The following is an 18028-nucleotide window of genomic DNA, read 5'->3' on the forward strand; positions in this document are numbered from 1 at the left end:
GCGGGAGCAGCCTTTTTCTCCTCCTTCTTCTCGGGCTCGGCCTTCTTCGCGGGAGCAGCCTTTTTCTCCTCCTTCTTCTCGGGCTCGGCCTTCTTCGCGGGAGCAGCCTTCTTCTCCTCCTTCTTCTCGGCAGCCTTCTTTGCGGGAGCAGCCTTCTTCTCCTCCTTCTTCTCCTCCTTGGGAGCCTCCTCCTTCACGGGACGGGGATCGTTCTTGGAATTGAAGTAGTCATTGAGGGAGCTTACCGCATAGCGCTCCTTTGTGTAGTGCTCGAGAACGGAATTCATCTCCTCCTCTGTGAGGGATGAACCCGTCTTTTTCTTATTGTCGCCATTTCCTGCGAAGAACTCAACGAGTTCCTGCGAGGAAAGTCCGAGATCTTTTGCAGCGTCACTTAACTTTATCTTTTTTGCCATAGGCTTTATTACCTCCAATTGTGTCTGCCGCACAGCGGCATCAGTATCAAAATGTTCTCATATAACCATCTATGTCAACGCATTACTGCGATCCGTCGGATATTATCCTCTCAAAGCCGTCCGCGAAGCCCTTGTCTGTCACTGCGATGACAGCGGTCTCCTTGCCGCAGAGCCTTCCGATATCGAATTTGCTCAGCTCAGTGCGGAAGTGTCTCACGCTGAATTTACCGCAGTAGTAATCAGCCTCCTTGACGGTCTTTTCCGAAGAATCCGCAGCGGTAAGTACGCAGTGGACCGTGCCGTTCTTTATTGCCTCGACAGCGCTGTCGAAGCCCTTTACGGTCTTGCCTGCCTTAATGCATATACCCAGCAGATTAGCTGTCCTTCGGTTCTTCTCCGAGCTCACTCATCATCACCTCGTATACACTGTCGTCTATCCTGCATGAGAAGGATCTCTCGAAGCGCCTTGCCTTTCTTGCCTTTTCCAGACATTCCGTGCTGCGGCAGATATAAGCGCCTCTGCCTGCGGCCTTGCCCTTGAAGTCAAGGCTTATCTCCCCCTCGGGAGACTTTACCACGCGGATGAGCTCCATCTTTGGCTTCATCTCATTGCAGCCGAGACACATTCTCATGGGTATCTTTCTGGGCTTCATTGTCATTCCTCGGCCTTCTCCTCAGCGGGAGCGCTCTCCTCTTCGGCTGTCTCTGCAACAGCCTCATCGGCAGCGGCGTTCTCCTCATCGGCAGCGGCCTCCTCCGTTTTCTCCTCTTCCTCGGCAGGAACGCTCTCGAATACGGGAGCCACGAAGTTGGGGCTCATCTCGGGAGCCTCCTCGCCCGTGAGGTTGTCGAACTGGGGCTTGATGTCGATCTTGAAGCCTGTGAGCTTGGCAGCAAGCTTGGCGTTCTGTCCCTTGTTTCCGATAGCCAGCGAGAGCTGATTATTGGGAACGATGACCGTGCAGGCCTTCTCCTCCATTGAGGTGATGACTGTCTTGAGCACCTCTGCGGGAGCAAGAGCTCTTGCGATGAATTCCTCGGGGACCTCGCTCCAGGGGATAATGTCTATCTTTTCGCCGCTGAGCTCGTTTACCACAGCGGTGATCCTTGAACGCTTGGGACCTATGCAGGCGCCTACAGCGTCAACGTTCTCGTCCTTTGACCATACGGCGATCTTGGTTCTTGAGCCTGCCTCACGGGATATGGACTTCACCTCAACGGTGCCGTCGTATATCTCAGGGACCTCCTGCTCGAAGAGTCTCTTTACCAGGTCCTTGTGTGTACGGGAGATCTTTACAACAGGCTTCTTGTTCTTGCCCACGATGCCTGTGATGTATACCTTTACGGACTTTCCTTCCTCCAGGTTCTCGCCGGGTATCTGCTCATTGCGGAAGAGGTAGAGCTCTGTTCCGTCGTATACCACAGTGACCGTACCTCTGCCGGGCTCTACCTGTGATACCTTGGCGGTAATGCACTCGTGCTCCTTCTGCTCGAACTTGCTGAGCATCTGCTCGCGGTTGATCTCTCTCAGGTCGCCCTTGATGGACTGCTTTGCGGAGAGGGCAGCCATTCTGCCCAGCTTGGAGATATCCAGCTCCTTGAGGATAGTGCCGCCGACGACGGCATTGGGATCCATAGTCTTTGCAACGTCGATATTGACCTCGTTAACGTCGATAGGCTCGTCGTCGATGATATCCTGTCTGATATACATTTCAAACTTCTTTGTCTTGGGGTCTATCTCCACGGAGATCCTCTCCTCGCTGTGAGGGTAGGCTCTTCTTGCCGCCTTGAGCATAGCCGACTTTACCTTATCGATGAGAAGCTCGGTCTCAACGCTGTTTTCCTCTCCAAGAGCCTCAAGCGCCTTGAAAAAGTCCTTATTCATGTTCATGTCTGTAAATTCCTCCAATATATTATATTTTGTTTTTTTACATTTCAGAAATCGAGATACAGCTTTACGAAAGCGATATCCGATAACGGGAATTTCTTTTCCTCTCCGCTGTCGAGAACGGCTGTGACGCCCTCCTTGTCTGCGCCGGTGAGCTGTGCGACTATTTCTTTTTCGCCTTCCGCAGCCCTGATGAAGCGTATCTTCACCTTATCCCCGCGGCACACCTCGAAGTGCTCCTCCTTGACCAGCTCGCGCTCCAGACCTGCCGAGCCCACCTCCAGCATATAGCTCTGGGGAATGGGATCCTTTTCGTCAAGGATATCGCTTATGGGAGCATTTGCGCGTTCACAGTCGGCAATGGTGATGCCCTCGTCCTGATCGATGAACACTCTCAGGTACCACATGGCGCCTTCCTTCTCATAGCACACGTCCCAGAGGTAGTAGCCCAGCTCGTCGGTTATTGGCTTGATAAGGTCGTAGACCTTCTGCTCGGTACCGCCGAATTTCTTGAATTTCATAGGCAGTTTTTCCCGAAATATCGGGTATCTCCTTTCTCTGTAAAGTAATAGCAACGTAATATCGGCATTTATACGGCCTGCAAAAACCGCGCTGACTGTATAAATACTAAAGACCGGAAGGGTTCCGGTCTTTGGGTTTACTATCATCATAAAGTATTATAACACGGTTTTTCGCAAAAATCAAGTGTTTTTCGGAATTTTTTTCAAAAAAATCCATGTTTTTTTCAAAGGGCGTTAAAAGCAGCTCTATCCGCCGGCTTCTCCCCGATTTATTGACAACCCCGTCCCTTTTATGCTATAATTCAGATACATTTTCCGGAAAGAGGTGCTGAGAATGAAGGCTTTGAAAATAATCCGCAACACAGTCCTTGTAATACTGCTGCTGGCAGTTATCGCCGCACTGGCGCTGTTCCTGTATCTGCGCAAGGACATAAAGACCGTCCGCAGCCTGAAGAACGAAGGCAGCGGCGCTTATACCATGACCTGCTACAACGATTACAAGCTGGACAAATTCCTCGAAACAGGCGCAGAGAACGACAAGGAGTTCGCACAATTCCTGAATAAGGAGATACTCCACGGCGCCGCGTCAGCGTTTCGGGTGCTGGGCGAAGGCTGCACCGCCTTTGTTTCGCGCAATGAAAACGGCGATGTGATACTCGGCCGCAATTTTGATTTTGAAGAGGCCCCCTTCGTACAGGTATACACCGATCCCGAAAACGGCTACGCCTCCGTTTCCACGGCGACCCTTTTCGGCATAGGCTACAACAAGGACAGAGTTCCCGACAACGGCTTTTCCATAAACAACTGCGCCCTTCTGACCGCTCCGTATTTTCCCTGTGACGGCATGAACGAAAAGGGCGTGTCAGCTGCACTTCTGGTAGTACCCGTGGTGTCCACAGTCCATGACGATAACAAGGTCAGCATCAACCAGACCACAGCAATAAGGCTCATTCTCGACAAGGCCGCCAGCACAGGCGAAGCCGTTGAGCTTCTCAGGAAATACAACGTATATTTCAGCGGCGGACTAAAAACGCATATATTTATAGCCGACGCAAGCGGCGACTCCGTCATCGTTGAGTATTACGACGGCGATCTTCAGGTAGTAAGACCTGACGGCGATCATCAGATAGCCGCCAACCATATCGCCTATCAGGATCTTAACATCTTCGAGTCTCCCGACTCCCTTGAAAGGCAGAAGGCAGTAGAGCAGGTGATAACCCAGCGTGACAACAAGCTTGACATGGACACCTGCGAGGAGCTGCTCAATGCAGTTGGCCTGTACAACAGGGACAAGTCCGACAGGCTCCAGTGGTCGGTGGTATACGATCTCAGCAGCAGGAGCGGCAGGATATGGCCTCACCGCAAAAGCGAAGCCGCCCGGGATTTTGACCTGAAATAACAAAAACAAAAAGACGTTCCCGCAGGAACGTCTTTTTTATTCTTAGCTCTTAGCTTTTAAACTCAGCCCTTGAGAGCCACACGCCTGATCTTGCCGCTGATAGTCTTGGGAAGTTCGTCCCTGAATTCAACTATACGGGGATACTTGTAAGGAGCTGTATGCTTCTTGACATAGTCCTGTATCTCCTTCTTCAGCTCGTCGGTGCCCTCTGTGCCCTTTACAAGAACGATGGAAGCCTTTACCACCTGACCTCTTACGGGGTCGGGAGCGGCGCTTACGCCGCATTCAAGGACGTAGGGAAGCTCCATGATAACGCTTTCAATCTCGAAGGGACCGATACGGTAGCCCGAGGACTTGATAACGTCGTCAACTCGGCCGACGTACCAGAAATAGCCGTCCTCGTCCTTCCACGCGGTATCGCCTGTGTGGTAGATGCCGTCGCTCCAGGCCTCCCTGGTCTTTTCCTCGTCGTTGTAGTAGCCCAGGAAGAGTCCGCAGGGAGTATTCTTGTCAGTGCGGATAACTATCTCGCCTGTTTCGCCTGTCTTTACGGGCTTTCCGTCGGGATCCACGATATCCACGTCATAGAGCACGCTAGGCTTGCCCATAGAGCCGGGACGGCAGGTCATGCCTACGAAGTTGCCGATGGAAAGTGTGGTCTCGGTCTGGCCGAAGCCCTCCATGAGCTTTACTCCCGTAGCCTTGAGGAACTGGTTGTATACCTCGGGATTGAGAGCCTCGCCCGCAACAGTAGCGTACTTTATGGAGGTCAGGTCGAACTTGGAGAGATCTTCCTTGATGAAGAACCTGTACATGGTGGGAGGTGCGCAGAATGTGGTTATATTGTACTTCCTGAACATGGGAAGTATCTTGTTTGCGTCAAAGCGGTCGAAGTCGTATACGAACACGCAGGTCTCGCTGAGCCACTGTCCGTAGAGCTTGCCCCAGAGCGCCTTGCCCCAGCCTGTATCGGATATGGTGAAGTGTATGCCGTTGGGGTCTACGTTATGCCAGTAGCGTGCGGTGATGAAGTGGCCGAGAGCGTATTTGTGGCTGTGCGTGGCTATCTTTGGGTAGCCCGTGGTGCCCGATGTGAAGAACATAAGGTTGGGCTCGCTGCCGCAGGAGAGCTTCTCGGGATCGGTGGGACGCTCGAATACGTCGCTGAACTCGGACATCTCCTTGTCAAAATCCGCCCAGCCCTCGCGCTCACCGTGAGCCATCATCTTTATGAGATGTATGCCCAACTCCTCCTCGGCAAGATCAACCTGATGAGCAACGTCGCCGTCGCCCGTACATACGATAGCCTTTACTCCCGCAGCCTTGAAGCGGTATGTAAAGTCATGCTGCACCAGCTGATTAGTGGCGGGGATAACTATAGCGCCTATCTTGTGAAGGGCAAGGATAGAGAACCAGAACTGATAATGTCTCTTGAGGACGAGCATTACCCTGTCGCCCTTCTTTATGCCCTTTGACAAGAAATAATTGGCAGTCATGTTGGAATACTTCTTCATGTCCGCGAAGGTGAACCTTCTCTCGGACATATCGTTTCCGACGTAGATAAGAGCCTCCTTGTCGGGACATTTTGCCGCAAGAGCGTCAACCACATCGAAGCCGAAGTTGAACTTCTCCTCGTTTATGAAGCTTATGCCCGTAAGATTGCCCATCGTATCCGTTTCCAGCTTTACGAATCTGTCCGCAACGGGATCCTGTATATGCGCAAGGTCGAAATTGGTGACGCCGGGAAGTATAACGGGATCAAGGTTTGAGATAGCGTGCTGGGGCTGATTTACGCCGCATACTATAGCGTAGAACTTGCACTCCCTGCCGCCCACTGCCCACTCGTCATGGGGCTCGGAGCTGTCGTAATAGATAGAGTCGCCCTCGTTGAGTATCTCAACATTGTCGCCCACCTGCACCTTGAGCTGTCCGCTGATGACGATATCCATTTCCTGACCCTCATGGGTGTGGGGGTGAGGAACTCTGAACTCCTCGTCAACATAGGGAATGGTAACGAGGAAGGGCTCTGCTATCTTATTGCGGAACTTGGGAGCCAGTCTCAGGTAGCTCAGACCCTTTCTTCTGGCAATGGGAAGTCCCTCTCCTGCCCTTGTGATATCAAAGCTCTTTATATGGGGAGATTCGCCCTCCATAAGGTCCGTTATCTCAACTCCGCAGGCATTTGCGAACTTATATATGAAGCTGAAGCTGAAATCCTTTGCACCGCCCTCGTAGGCAAGGTACTCATAGGACGAAACTCCTATCTTGTCGGCCATTTCCTTCGGAGTAAGCCCCACCGATTCACGGGTGAGCCTGATTCGCTCAGCGACCTCTTTTATCTTGAACTCGGGATCAAACATATTCATAGCAGCAAGTCTGCTCCTTTCCGAAAAATCGCATACGGCAACACGGCCGTATCCGCCGCGTTACTGCATATATCCGTCTGCACTTGTAACTGTAATTATATCACTGTACCGCCGAATTGTCAACTTTTTCCTGAACATCGGGACCTCCGCACCATGCCTCCCATAAGAGGCCGTAAAAAGAGAAAGCCCCCGTAAAGCCATGCGGCGGCTTCACAGGGGAGCTTTCATATATATCAAATCCCTTTATATCCTTATAAGTAACTCAATCAGCCTCTGAGCTGAACGCGATCATTGAGCGCCGGAGAAAAGCAGGGACCGGCAGGGCCAGAGGGTCTGGGTCTGGGTCCATGAACTACGACAATGATTATATCATCATCGTCTTCGGGCCAGTGGCGAACAGGTCCGCAGTCGGGGCCGCCTCCGCCGAGAGGAGGACAATCAGGATCATAAACTGCTGTGAGGGAGCCCACGGGGATCTTGCTGCCATTTGAAAGGGATGCTCCCTTTATTCCCGAAACCTTCATTCCTGTATCAGCCAGTTTGATCTCCGAAGCACTTTCGATGGAGATGCCTCTGCACAATTCGTCTGTATTTGCTGCGTTTGCGGAAAGTGAACCTGCCATGGGAACTGCACACATTACTGATGCTGCTAAAGCTGTGATGATCTTCTTAAAATTAGCTTTCATAACAATTTCTCCTTATAAAACATTATCATATTACATATCTTTGCTTTGGTTTATCTTGTTTTCTTTGTTCAGGCGTTGCGCAACCCTATGCTTCTATTATACACGGATACGGAAATAATGGAAGATGAGGATTGTAATTTTGCGAGTGACATTTGTCACTTTTTTTCTGACAAATGTAACAGGCGGCTGAAAACAGCCGCCTGCATGGTATTATATTCCTTTTATTCCACTGTTATGCCCAGCTGCGGACAGGCTACAACGCCTGCCTCCTTTATGCTGAGATCGAGCCTGCAGCTCTCATCGGGACTGACATCAGGCTCCATTGTCACTGCGTTTTTGTCATAAAACAGATCACAGGTGAAGGTGATGTCGCCTTTATATCCGCCGTTGTCAAGGACAAGAAGACCGCCTTCCTCCTCCCTGCTGCCGTAGAGAATACCGGTCCTGTTTTTGTTGCCGAAGCTCACTTCCGCTTTCATCTTCCCGTAGTCAAAGCTCTCCCTGCTTTTCACGGATATCATAACAGACGGGAAAGGCCCCGGGAAGCTCTCCTGGATATATACATCAAGGAGCACCTTTTCATATTCCTTTGTATAATGTCTGTATCCCTTTATCTCTCCGTACTCGTTCCGTGAAAGAGGAGAATTCTCCAGAGACTCGTCAATTGTGTACAGAGTGGGATAATGCACCATTTTCTGCTTGTCCGCAGCAAAAACGGCCAATAATATGATCCACAGCAGAAATAAAGCGCCCAAAGCCGAAAGAAGTGTTATCACAACGAACTTCACAGGTGACATCATGGGCTTTATCTCTGCCTCTCTGCCCTCTGCCAGACGCCTGTTTATCTTACGCTTATAAGCCGCCTTGTATATCATAAATGCCGCCGCAACTGTCAGTACAACGATCAGCAGAAGAACGAATACCCCTATAAGTCCAGCCTTACTTGCTCCCATAGTTATCCCTCCTTATATGCCTAAAAATTCCTTGAATATGTAGTAATACGTCCTTGTGACGTCCACCTTTGCGCCGTTTTTCATTGTCAGCGTGAACTTCTGCGACAGCGCGGGCCGTATGCTCTTTATATGTGATACCGACACTATCACGGAGTTGCTTACCCTTATGAACTCCTTCGGGTCAAGTATCTCGCAGAGCCTGCGCAGAGGCTCCGACAGTCTGTACTCCTCGCCGCCGCAGTAGGCCGCGATATCATGTGCAAAGCTCTCTATATGAGAGATATCCTTGGTTTCCAGTCTGTATATTTCGTCGCCGCGCCGCGCTATGAGATGAGTGACCGTGACGTTTTTCTCCGAGAGTATCAGCTCCGCGTCGTCGTCGATATCTATACCCTTTTTTATGAGCTCGGCCGCTATGGCGTCGTAGTGTTCGTCGCTTACAAGCAATCTGATCTTCATTCCGGCCTCCTCCCTTGTTTTTACAGTATCAGCTGTTTCCTGTGATTATATTATAAACAACGGGCCTGCAAAAATCAATCCCTTATGCATACCTTGCACATACCGCTTCACAGCTTGCACATCAGGGAGCGGAAGCTTCCTGCGGCTTCCGCGGCTTTATAAACTATCCGCACATTCACTGCTGAATATTACTATTTGTATCATCAAACCGCCATTTTCGGACGGATGTTTACGATATGTTCATTATTACCCCCTTGTCAAAAAATCCATTAGATGATATAATTATAGTGATATTTTCTGCCCGCGGAAAGCACTGTCCAAAGGCAGCTCAGAAGGAGATTGGTATTATGCAGTACGGACATTTTGATCTGGAAAATAAGGAATATGTGATAACTAACCCCGCAACTCCCGCCCCCTGGGCCAACTATCTCGGAGATCCCGAATACGGCGCTATGATCTCAAACAACGCAGCAGGCTACAGCTTCGTCAAATCAGGCGCAAACGGAAGACTTTCACGCTTCCGCTTCAACTCGGAGATGGCTCTCCCCGGCCGTTACATCTATATAAGAGACAACGAGGCAAAGGATTACTGGTCTGCTTCATGGCAGCCCGTAGGCAAGCCCCTTGACAAATATAAGAGCGAATGCCGCCACGGTACCGCATATACTGTTATTTCTGCCGAGTATTCAGGCATAAAGTCCGAGACTACATACTACGTTCCCTACGGAAAGACCTATGAGGTATGGCGTGCAAAGCTCACCAATGCCTCCGACAAGGAGAGAAAGCTTTCCGTATTCGGCCTCATAGAGTTCACCAACGAGCCCAACTACGAGCAGGATCAGGTGAACCTCCAGTATACGCTTTTCATCACACGCACCAGCTTTGAGGGCGGCAACCGTATCCTCCAGCACATGAACGAGAACACAGGCTTCGACGAGAACGGCTACAACGGTCAGGAGCGCTTCTTCGGCATGGTGGGTCAGCCCGTTACAGGCTGCTGCGGAAGTCTCAGCGACTTCATCGGCCCCTACAGGACTTTCTCAAACCCTATCGCTGTTGAGAACGGCAAGTGCAGCGGCGTTATGAACTATAACTCCAATTCCTGCGGCGCTCTCCAGAGCGATATCACTCTTGCTCCCGGCGAGACAAAGGAGTTCATCTTCGTGCTCGGCGAGCGCAAGGATCCCGAAGCTGCCGCTATCCTTGAGGAGTACAAGGAGGCAGGCAGAGTAGACGTTGAGGTAAAGCAGCTGAAGGACTACTGGCACGGCCAGCTCTCAAACTTCAAGGTAGAGACTCCTTCACCTGAGTTCAACAACATGATAAACGTATGGAACGCTTACCAGTGCTTCATCACCTTCATCTGGTCAAGAGCAGCTTCATTCGTGTACTGCGGCCTAAGAAACGGCTACGGCTACCGCGATACCGTACAGGATATACAGGGTATCATTCACCTGGACCCCGAAATGGCAGCTGAGAAGATACGCTTCATGCTCTCCGCTCAGGTCAGCAACGGCGGCGGTCTGCCCCTTGTCAAGTTCGACCACAACGCAGGCCACGAGACCTGCCCCGACGAGAACGACGAGCACAGCGTTTACGCCAAGGAGACAGGTCACCCCTCATACCGTGCGGACGACGCTCTCTGGCTCTTCCCCACTATCGTAAAGTATCTGGGCGAGAGCGGCAACAAGGGCTTCCTGGACGAGGTCATCACCTACGCTGAGGAAGGCGGCGGTGAGGCTACCGTTTACGACCACCTGAAAAATGCTATCCGCTTCTCCATGGAGCGTCTGGGCAGTCACGATATGCCCGCAGGTCTCCACGCTGACTGGAACGACTGCCTCCGTCTGGGAGCACAGGGCGAGTCCACATTCGTTGCATTCCAGCTCTACTACGCTATGAACGTTATGAAGGAGCTGGCAGAGCTGAAGAACGACACAGACTACATCGCATACCTCGGCGGCGCTCAGAAGAAGCTGGGCGACGCTCTCGAAAAGTGCTGGGACGAGGACAGATTTATCCGCGGTATCCGCGACAACGGCGTTATCGTCGGCGCAAAGAAGGATCCCGAGGCAAATATGTGGCTCAATCCCCAGAGCTGGAGCGTTATCTCACGCTTTGCTTCCGACGAGCAGGCTGAAAAGGCTATGAACAGCGTTCACGATATACTCAATACCCCCTACGGAGCAAAGCTCCTTGAGCCTCCTTACAAGTACCACCACTTCAAGGGCGCTCTCATGCAGGTATTCAACCTTGATACAAAGGAAAACGGCGGTATCTTCTCGCAGTCTCAGGGCTGGCTGATACTTGCGGAGTCTCTCCTCGGCCACGGCGACCGCGCATTCGAGTACTTCCTCGAAAGCTCTCCCGCAGCTATGAACGACAAGGCTGAGATCCGCGTTATGGAGCCCTATGTTCACGGTCAGTTCACCGAGTCGAAGGCTTCTCCTTATGAGGGACGTTCACACGTTCACTGGCTCACAGGTACGGCTTCAACAGTCATGGTAGGCTGCGTTGAGGGTATCTGCGGTATGCGTCCCGACCTTGACGGACTTGCTGTCGCTCCTTCTATACCCGCTAAGTGGGACGGCTTCAGGATCGAGAAGAACTTCCGCGGCAAGAAGCTCAACATCGCTGTCGACAACTCCGCACACGTTCAGAGCGGCGTTAAGGAGCTTATCCTCAACGGCGAAAAGCTGGAGGGCAATTACGTTCCTGCCGATAAGCTTGCTGATGTTAATGAGATAAAGGTAGTTATGGGCTAACAGAACTAAGAATTAAGAATTAAGGCACCGTAATTTTACGGTGCCTTTTCATTTTTATAGTCGCCGCCCCTACAAGTTAAGGGCTTTTTTGTGCATATGCAACTATTCTTGGGCTGTCTGATTAGCTGAAATCACGAAAATGACAAGTTTACTTTGCAAACACTTGACAAGTACACTTGGCAATGCTATAATATGATCATACCAAGTATACTTGTCAAAAACTGCCAACAAAACTTTGCATGATATGGGAGGAAACATTATGAATAAGGAAGAGATCCTGGCAAAAAGCAGACAGGAAAACAAAAACCGCGATATCGCGGAGATAGATAAATCAAAAAATGCTTCACGGTTTGCTCTCATTTTCAGTATGTGCTTTATCGTGCTGCTCACAACACTTTCCTTTATAGCTACAGGCCATGTGGATTACGGCGTTATCGCAACGGAGTTCAGCATTACATTCTCAATGTACCTTTACAGAGCCATAAAGAGCAGAAGCGCTGCGGATATCTTCTGCGCAGCTGCTATGGGATTCACATTTGCTGTATCAACGTTTATGGCCGTATGCGAGTTATTCAATATCAAACCGTAAGGCGGTGACTGTATGATAGACGATTCACTTGTACTCCGAAACCGCCTCAAAGAGATACGCAAGGAGCAGAGACTCTCACAGGACGAGCTTGCCCGTATGGTAGGTGTATCGCGCAATACTATCAGCTCCATAGAAACGGGACAGTTCAGTCCCACGGCAAAGCTGGCGCTGATACTCTGCATAGCCCTTGATAAAAAGTTCGAGGACATTTTCTATTTCGACTGATATTTATGTATTTGGAGGCGGATATTATCCGCCACTGCAAAGAAAAGCTCCCGCTTAACCGCTATACTCATATAACAGTTTTACGGGTGATATTGAGGGAAACCCTTTTGAAAAAGGGTTCCTCTTACGGAGGCGCGTCCCCTCTGTCACTGCGTGACATCTCCCCGCACTGCGGGGAGTCACCCTCAAACTCCCTTCCTAAAACTTTTAGCATTAAATTTAGCCCGTGCAGGGCGCTTCCCGGTTATTACCGGATTTCACATTTTGTGAAGAGCGCCCTGCACGGGCTAAATTCAGTTATAAAGTCTTTGGAAAAGGGGTTCGGGGAAAGAACCTTTCCTCAGAAAGGTTTGTCCCCGATAATTACGCATAAATTGCTATATAAGCACCACGGTTATGCGGGAGCTTTTTTGTATCACTTATTCCTTGCGTCTTCTATCATTTTTGAAGCTTCCTCGATAGCCTCCTGAGCCTTTGCGGTGTCCTCCTTCAGCTTCTTCTCGGCCTCGTCGATCTTGGCCTTGATATCGGCATATTCCGCGGAGTTCTCCAGCTCGCTCTTTGCCTTTTCGTAGTCGGCCTTGAGGTCGGCAAATTTCTGCTCGGACTCTGCCATGAGCTCATCCTTTGCCTTTTCAGCCTCGGCCTTCAGTTCGTCAGCCGCTTTTTCCGCCTCTTCCTTCAGCTCATCTGCCGTAGAGCCTGACGAAATAAGGGGTATAGAATTGTCGTCCTCGTCATAGAAAACGATGTTGTCGATATAGATATCCGACTCGTTGGCAACTCCCCAGCGCATTATGAGGAAGTTGGGATCCTCCATATCCTCTGTCCAGCACTGTCCGCTGTCGGCCAGCAGGAACTTGAACTTTGCATGGACGGGGCCCGAGGTCTCGAAGTCGTACTCGCCGCCCTCAAAGGCCTGGAAATCGTACCACTTGTCGTTATCGGCGGTAACAGTTCCGCCGCCTCCGCCTATCCAGCCCGGAGCTCTTACACCCTCGGCATCGTCGGTCTTGAGACCGTCCGCGGTAGCCTGAGCGTACAGGTCAAATTCTATCCTGCGCACCTTTGCGGCTCCCTCGGCGCCAATGAGCGGAAGCACCCTGATATCTATTTTCTGCACCTTTCCCGACAGGGGAACTGTATTGTCGTCTGTGAATTTCAGCATCTTATTGCCCATGAGCTCTTCAACCGAGAGCTCTCCCGAAGCGCAGTCGGGGTCGTCGGACTTGGCAGAGGCAAAGTCGAAAACTCCGTCATCAAAGGTGACCGCGTTGGGGTCGTCGCAATCTACGGGCGTGGGAGGCTGCTTTTCCTCCTCCGTGGTGTCCTCCTCGGTAGTGACCTCGGCGGCAGTTGTGGCCTCGGTGGTCTCCTCCGACTTTGTACTGCTGTCCTTTTTATCTGCACAGCCTGCCGCACATACAGCCAGTACGAGAGCTGCGGCGCCTGCCATAATTCTTCTGTATTCCATATCTGTATCTCCTTTTTTAAAAACAGCGGTGGATATCCGTATTTTTACAACCCCATTGTAGCACAAAAAGGTCGGTATGTAAAGTAACATATCGCCCAAAAAACCTTACATTTTTACAGCATATTATACAAAAGTTGCGGTCACCGTCATATTCTGACCAGATATTGCGGCAGGTATTATTTCTTTTCCCTGTTCTGATAGAACAGCTCCACGGTGTCCCTCATCATATCAAAGGGACGTATTTTCGGGGATATCTTCACCGACACATAGGACTTGCCCACGCCGTTGAAGGTTATCCTGCCCTTGTAGGCCTGCTGGAGCGCCGCTATCTGCCCGGGCACAAGGTACTCGGTATAGAAATACATAGCGCCATTCTTCTGAGATATTTCTGTGATACCCATGTGTGCCGCCTTGTTTCTCAGCAGTGAAACGTCTATGAGTCCCACCACTGATTTCGGCGGGTCGCCGTAGCGGTCTATGAGCTCGTCTATTAGGTCGGACTTGTCGCTGTCCTCGTTTACTATCATTATCTTGCGGTACATATCTATTCGCTGGTTCAGGCTGGATATGTACTTCTCGGGGATATGGGCGTCTATCTGTATATCCACAAGGCACTCGGGTACCTTCTCGGGCTGAATGCCCTTTTCCTCAGCGATAGCCTCGGAGAGTAGCTGCAAATACATATCATATCCCACGGCTTCCATGTGACCGTGCTGCCTGCCGCCCAGTATGCTTCCCGCGCCTCTTATCTCAAGGTCGCGGAGGGCTATGCGAAAGCCGCTTCCGAACTGGGTGAACTCCCTCATGGCATTGAGGCGCTTTGTGGCTATCTCCGTCAGCACCTTGTCGCGCTGATAGGTGAAATAGGCGTAGCCTCTGCGGTTGGAGCGTCCCACACGTCCGCGTAGCTGATAGAGCTGCGACAGGCCGAATCGGTCTGAGTCCTCTATTATAAGGGTATTGACGTTGGGGACGTCAACTCCCGTCTCGATTATGGTGGTGCAGACCAGTATATCCACCTCATGCTCCACAAGCTGCTCCCAGATATCGGACATCTCGTCCTCGCTCATCTGGCCGTGCGCAACGGCTATACGCGCTTCGGGAAGAAGCTCCTGCAAACGTGAAGCACAGGCCCTTATGGTCTCCACGCGGTTATGGATATAGTACACCTGACCTCCGCGGCGGAGCTCCCTGACTAAGGCCTGTATCACCGTGCCCATGTTGTACTCGATGACGTAGGTCTGGACGGGGTATCTGTCCTGGGGAGGCTCCTCGATAACGGACATATCCCTTATGCCGCTCATTGCCATATTCAGCGTGCGCGGTATGGGCGTAGCGGACAGCATCAGCACGTCCACGCCCGTAAAGCTCTCCTTGAACTTCTCCTTGTGTGCAACGCCGAAACGCTGCTCCTCGTCGATTATGGCAAGTCCCAGATCCTTGAACACCACTGACTTCTGGATTATCTTGTGGGTGCCGATTATCAGGTCGATGCGACCCTGTTTCAGCTTCTTTATTATCTCCTCCTGCTGCTTTGGAGAGCGATAGCGGCTGAGCAGCTCTATATTCACGGGGAAGTGCTCAAACCTGCGCAGGGCGGTCTGGTAGTGCTGATAGGCCAGCACCGTGGTGGGGGCAAGGATAGCGCACTGCTTTCCCGAGAGCACGCACTTCATGGCAGCTCTCAGCGCCACCTCGGTCTTGCCGAAGCCCACGTCTCCGCAGAGCAGTCTCTCCATGGGGCGGGGACGTTCCATATCAGCCTTTATCTCCGCAATGGACTGGAGCTGATCGTCGGTCTCCACATAGGGGAAGCGCTCCTCGAAATCGTGCTGTATCTCGTCGTCGGGGTAGAATGCGAAGCCCACGCTCTTTTCGCGTTTGGCGTACAGGGCTATGAGCTCCTGCGCCATGTCCTTTACCGCACGTTTTACGTTGCTGCGGGTCTTCTGCCACTCTCCCGAGCTGAGCTTGTTGAGCTTCACACCGCTGTCATCTCTGGGGCCTATGTATTTGGACACCATATCCAGCTGGGTCACGGGTATATAGAGCTTGTCCGTGCCTGCGTACTGTATGGTGATGTAGTCCTTGGTGACGCCGTCCATTTCCAGCTTCCGTATGCCGATGAAGCGTCCGATACCGTGCCCCGAGTGTACTACAAGGTCGCCCTCGGTGATGTCCGCAAGTGAGCGTATCTCCTCCGCCTTGTTCTTCTTTTTGCGGCGCTTCCTGCGGACAGAGTCCATAGAGCGCCCCTGTGTGATGAGAACGGTCTTGTTTTCGGGGTACTCGAAGCCGCCGCCGAAGCTGCCCGACATAAGCAGCACGCGGCCGCCTGTGGGCTCGATATTCTCGGAGGCAAGGTCGCAGGGTATGCCGTTGTCCCTGATGTCCTGCTGTATTATGGGAAGGGTCTTTTCGCTGCCTGCCGCCAGTATCATGCGGTAGCCGCGGCGTTTGTAGTCCTCCAGATCCTCCATGAGCTGCTTCATCTCGCCGCTCCAGGGAGCTGTCTGCATGGCCTCGAAGCTTACCAGTCTGCGGAAGTCGATACGCTCGCCGCCCTGCATGAAGCTGCTCATATAGAGGCAGACCTTCTTCTCCGCGCGGTGCTGTATCTCGGGGAGCTCCAGCACATAGCCGTCCAGTCCCTTGCAGAGCTGGCCGTCCTCCATGAGGATCTTCACGTCCTCATTGTGCCTTGTGATGATACCGGAGGCGTTGTCCATTATGTCGGAGAAATCGCTGAATATAACCACTCCGTCTATGTAATCGAACACCGTTGAGGCCCCGCCGTACACAAGGGGATAGTATTTCACGCTGTGTGCGAGTATCTCCCCTGCCCTGAGCCTGTTGACGTCTGCCCCCAGATGCTCCCTTACGGCGTCCATGCGCTTGCCGCGCACCTTCTTGCATAGCTCCTCTATCTTAGCCGCCAGCTCCTCGTTGTCGTAGAGCACCTCTCCCGAGGGGTACACCTCCGCCTTTTCAAGGGGATCGGTACGGCGCTGGGTATCGGTCTCGAATTCGGATATGGTGTCTATCTCGTCACCCCACAGCTCTATACGCACGGGCTTGTCTGACTGTACGGGGAATATATCGAGGATAGAGCCGCGTATGGAGAACTGCGACGCGCCCTCTACCTTTTCGCAGCGCTGATAGCCGCACCTTGAAAGGGTAAGGGCTGTCTCCTTCAGGTCTATCTCCTGTCCATGTGAGAACTCTATGCCCGAAGCGATAAGGACTCCCACGGGGATAACGGGCTGCATTACAGCCTCTATGCTGGCGCAGATGACGCCGCAACGACTTTTAGCCGCCTTTATAAGGGCGGCTATACGCATATGCTCGTATTCGTGATTGGTGCTGTCAACGGGAGTGAACACCAGCTCCTTCGAGGGAAAGAGCACTGCCTCCTCGCTGCCTGCCATCATGTTTATGTCGTCGCAGAGCTTCTTTGCCTCCGCCTCGGTGCCCGTGATGACAAGGTTTATCTTCTGACCGCTGAGGGCGTGTATGAGCTGCGCCCTGTGTATATGGGAAAGACCCGTCACAGAGACGGGCGATATCTTTTTTTCTATGGCCTCGCTGATGCTCCTGAAGCCTGTCAGCTCGCCGAATATCTTTTTAAACAGATCCATTGTCTTCTCCGTAAGATCACGAATTATACTTGTTCATGGCCTCGTCGGTCCTGCCCTGCACCATGAGCTTTATACACTCGCAGGCGTTCTTTGCGGACTCAGCCATTTTCTCCGAGTCCTCCCTGCCGAACTTGCCCAGTACCCACTTTGCAAGGTCGTAATCGGGGTGGGGCTTCTTGCCTACGCCCATCTTTATGCGGGGGTAGTCGTCCCTGCCTGTGAGCTCGCATATGCTGCGGAGACCGTTGTGGCCGCCGTGGCTGCCCTTGCGGCGTATGCGGAGCTTTCCGCAGTCAAGGGAGATATCGTCGCATACCACTATAAGGTTCGCGGCGTCTATCTTGTAGAACTCCAGCGCCTGCACAATGGCCTCGCCGCTGTTGTTCATGTAGGTAGTGGGCTTCAGCAGCAGACAGCGTCTGCCCTCTATGGTGACCTCGGCGGTCTTGCCCTTGAACTTCAGGCGGTCGATCTTCTCGCCCAGCTGCTCTGCCAGCAGGTCAAGCACCATGAAGCCTGCATTGTGACGGGTATTCTCATATTCAAGTCCCGGATTGCCGAGACCTGCTATAACATACTCTATTTTACCTCTTGCCGCGGAAGAATTTGCGGCTATCCTGTCGAACACATCAAAAATACTCATATATAT

At 51.9% G+C, this 18028-nt stretch carries 15 protein-coding genes and 1 pseudogene; 4 read left to right on the top strand and 12 right to left on the bottom strand.

All coding sequences use genetic code 11. The features are described 5' to 3' along the window. The 5 genes and pseudogenes from Q0Y65_RS14180 to rimP form a co-directional block, all read right to left on the bottom strand. Positions 1–416: pseudogene (locus Q0Y65_RS14180) on the bottom strand (translation initiation factor IF-2 N-terminal domain-containing protein); the annotation flags it as partial. 82 nt (positions 417–498) lie between these two features. Then, complete coding sequence (locus Q0Y65_RS14185) at positions 499–822, bottom strand: ribosomal L7Ae/L30e/S12e/Gadd45 family protein (RefSeq protein ID WP_297961225.1); 324 nt, start codon at positions 820–822, stop codon at positions 499–501. Then, a complete protein-coding gene (locus Q0Y65_RS14190) occupies positions 791–1069 on the bottom strand; it encodes an RNase P modulator RnpM (RefSeq protein ID WP_297961337.1) in 279 nt (92 codons plus the stop codon). Before Q0Y65_RS14190 ends, Q0Y65_RS14185 begins: the two co-directional genes overlap by 32 nt. A 2-nt stretch (positions 1070–1071) precedes the next feature. Continuing rightward, positions 1072–2307 carry a transcription termination factor NusA gene (nusA, locus tag Q0Y65_RS14195; RefSeq protein WP_297961228.1) on the bottom strand — a complete coding sequence of 412 codons (1236 nt, stop codon included), beginning with the start codon at positions 2305–2307 and terminating at the stop codon, positions 1072–1074. 44 nt (positions 2308–2351) lie between these two features. Beyond that, a complete protein-coding gene (rimP, locus tag Q0Y65_RS14200) occupies positions 2352–2825 on the bottom strand; it encodes a ribosome maturation factor RimP (protein ID WP_297961231.1) in 474 nt (157 codons plus the stop codon). A gap of 334 nt (positions 2826–3159) precedes the next feature. On the opposite strand from rimP, the gene Q0Y65_RS14205 reads away from it, so the two are divergent. After that, a complete protein-coding gene (locus tag Q0Y65_RS14205) occupies positions 3160–4224 on the top strand; it encodes a C45 family peptidase (protein ID WP_297961235.1) in 1065 nt (354 codons plus the stop codon). Positions 4225–4286: 62 nt separating this feature from the next. On the opposite strand, the gene Q0Y65_RS14210 is transcribed toward Q0Y65_RS14205, so the two are convergent. The 4 genes from Q0Y65_RS14210 to Q0Y65_RS14225 form a co-directional block, all read right to left on the bottom strand. Beyond that, positions 4287–6590 (bottom strand): AMP-binding protein, encoded by a 2304-nt coding sequence (locus Q0Y65_RS14210; RefSeq protein WP_297961238.1) that lies wholly within the window; start codon positions 6588–6590, stop codon positions 4287–4289. Positions 6591–6856: 266 nt separating this feature from the next. Continuing rightward, positions 6857–7276 carry a hypothetical protein gene (locus tag Q0Y65_RS14215; protein ID WP_297961241.1) on the bottom strand — a complete coding sequence of 140 codons (420 nt, stop codon included), beginning with the start codon at positions 7274–7276 and terminating at the stop codon, positions 6857–6859. Between the two features lie 221 nt (positions 7277–7497). Further along, positions 7498–8229, bottom strand: coding sequence for a hypothetical protein (locus Q0Y65_RS14220; RefSeq protein ID WP_297961243.1), 732 nt, complete (start codon positions 8227–8229; stop codon positions 7498–7500). A gap of 12 nt (positions 8230–8241) precedes the next feature. Continuing rightward, positions 8242–8688 (bottom strand): LytTR family DNA-binding domain-containing protein, encoded by a 447-nt coding sequence (locus Q0Y65_RS14225; RefSeq protein ID WP_297961246.1) that lies wholly within the window; start codon positions 8686–8688, stop codon positions 8242–8244. 347 nt (positions 8689–9035) lie between these two features. Here Q0Y65_RS14225 and Q0Y65_RS14230 point away from each other — a divergent pair, with 347 nt between their 5' ends. The 3 genes from Q0Y65_RS14230 (at position 9036) to Q0Y65_RS14240 (ending at position 12267) form a co-directional block, all read left to right on the top strand. Then, positions 9036–11453: a GH36-type glycosyl hydrolase domain-containing protein gene (locus Q0Y65_RS14230; protein ID WP_297961248.1), complete on the top strand. Its 2418-nt coding sequence runs from the start codon at positions 9036–9038 to the stop codon at positions 11451–11453. 259 nt (positions 11454–11712) lie between these two features. Beyond that, a complete protein-coding gene (locus Q0Y65_RS14235; RefSeq protein ID WP_297961251.1) occupies positions 11713–12042 on the top strand; it encodes a DUF6442 family protein in 330 nt (109 codons plus the stop codon). Positions 12043–12057: 15 nt separating this feature from the next. Then, positions 12058–12267 (top strand): helix-turn-helix transcriptional regulator, encoded by a 210-nt coding sequence (locus Q0Y65_RS14240; protein ID WP_297961340.1) that lies wholly within the window; start codon positions 12058–12060, stop codon positions 12265–12267. A gap of 415 nt (positions 12268–12682) precedes the next feature. Here the strand turns inward: Q0Y65_RS14240 and Q0Y65_RS14245 are convergent, their stop codons facing one another. The 3 genes from Q0Y65_RS14245 to pth all read right to left on the bottom strand — a co-directional run bounded on the left by Q0Y65_RS14245 (position 12683) and on the right by pth (position 18022). Further along, positions 12683–13741, bottom strand: a complete 1059-nt coding sequence (locus Q0Y65_RS14245; protein WP_297961254.1) for a hypothetical protein — start codon at positions 13739–13741, stop codon at positions 12683–12685. 176 nt (positions 13742–13917) lie between these two features. Further along, positions 13918–17379 (bottom strand): transcription-repair coupling factor, encoded by a 3462-nt coding sequence (mfd, locus tag Q0Y65_RS14250; RefSeq protein ID WP_297961257.1) that lies wholly within the window; start codon positions 17377–17379, stop codon positions 13918–13920. A 16-nt stretch (positions 17380–17395) separates the two neighbouring features. Then, positions 17396–18022 (bottom strand): aminoacyl-tRNA hydrolase, encoded by a 627-nt coding sequence (gene pth, locus Q0Y65_RS14255; protein WP_297961260.1) that lies wholly within the window; start codon positions 18020–18022, stop codon positions 17396–17398. Between the last annotated feature and the right edge of the window lie 6 nt (positions 18023–18028).

This window comes from uncultured Ruminococcus sp., assembly GCF_947301925.1.
Taxonomy (GTDB): Bacteria; Bacillota; Clostridia; order Oscillospirales; family Ruminococcaceae; genus Ruminococcus.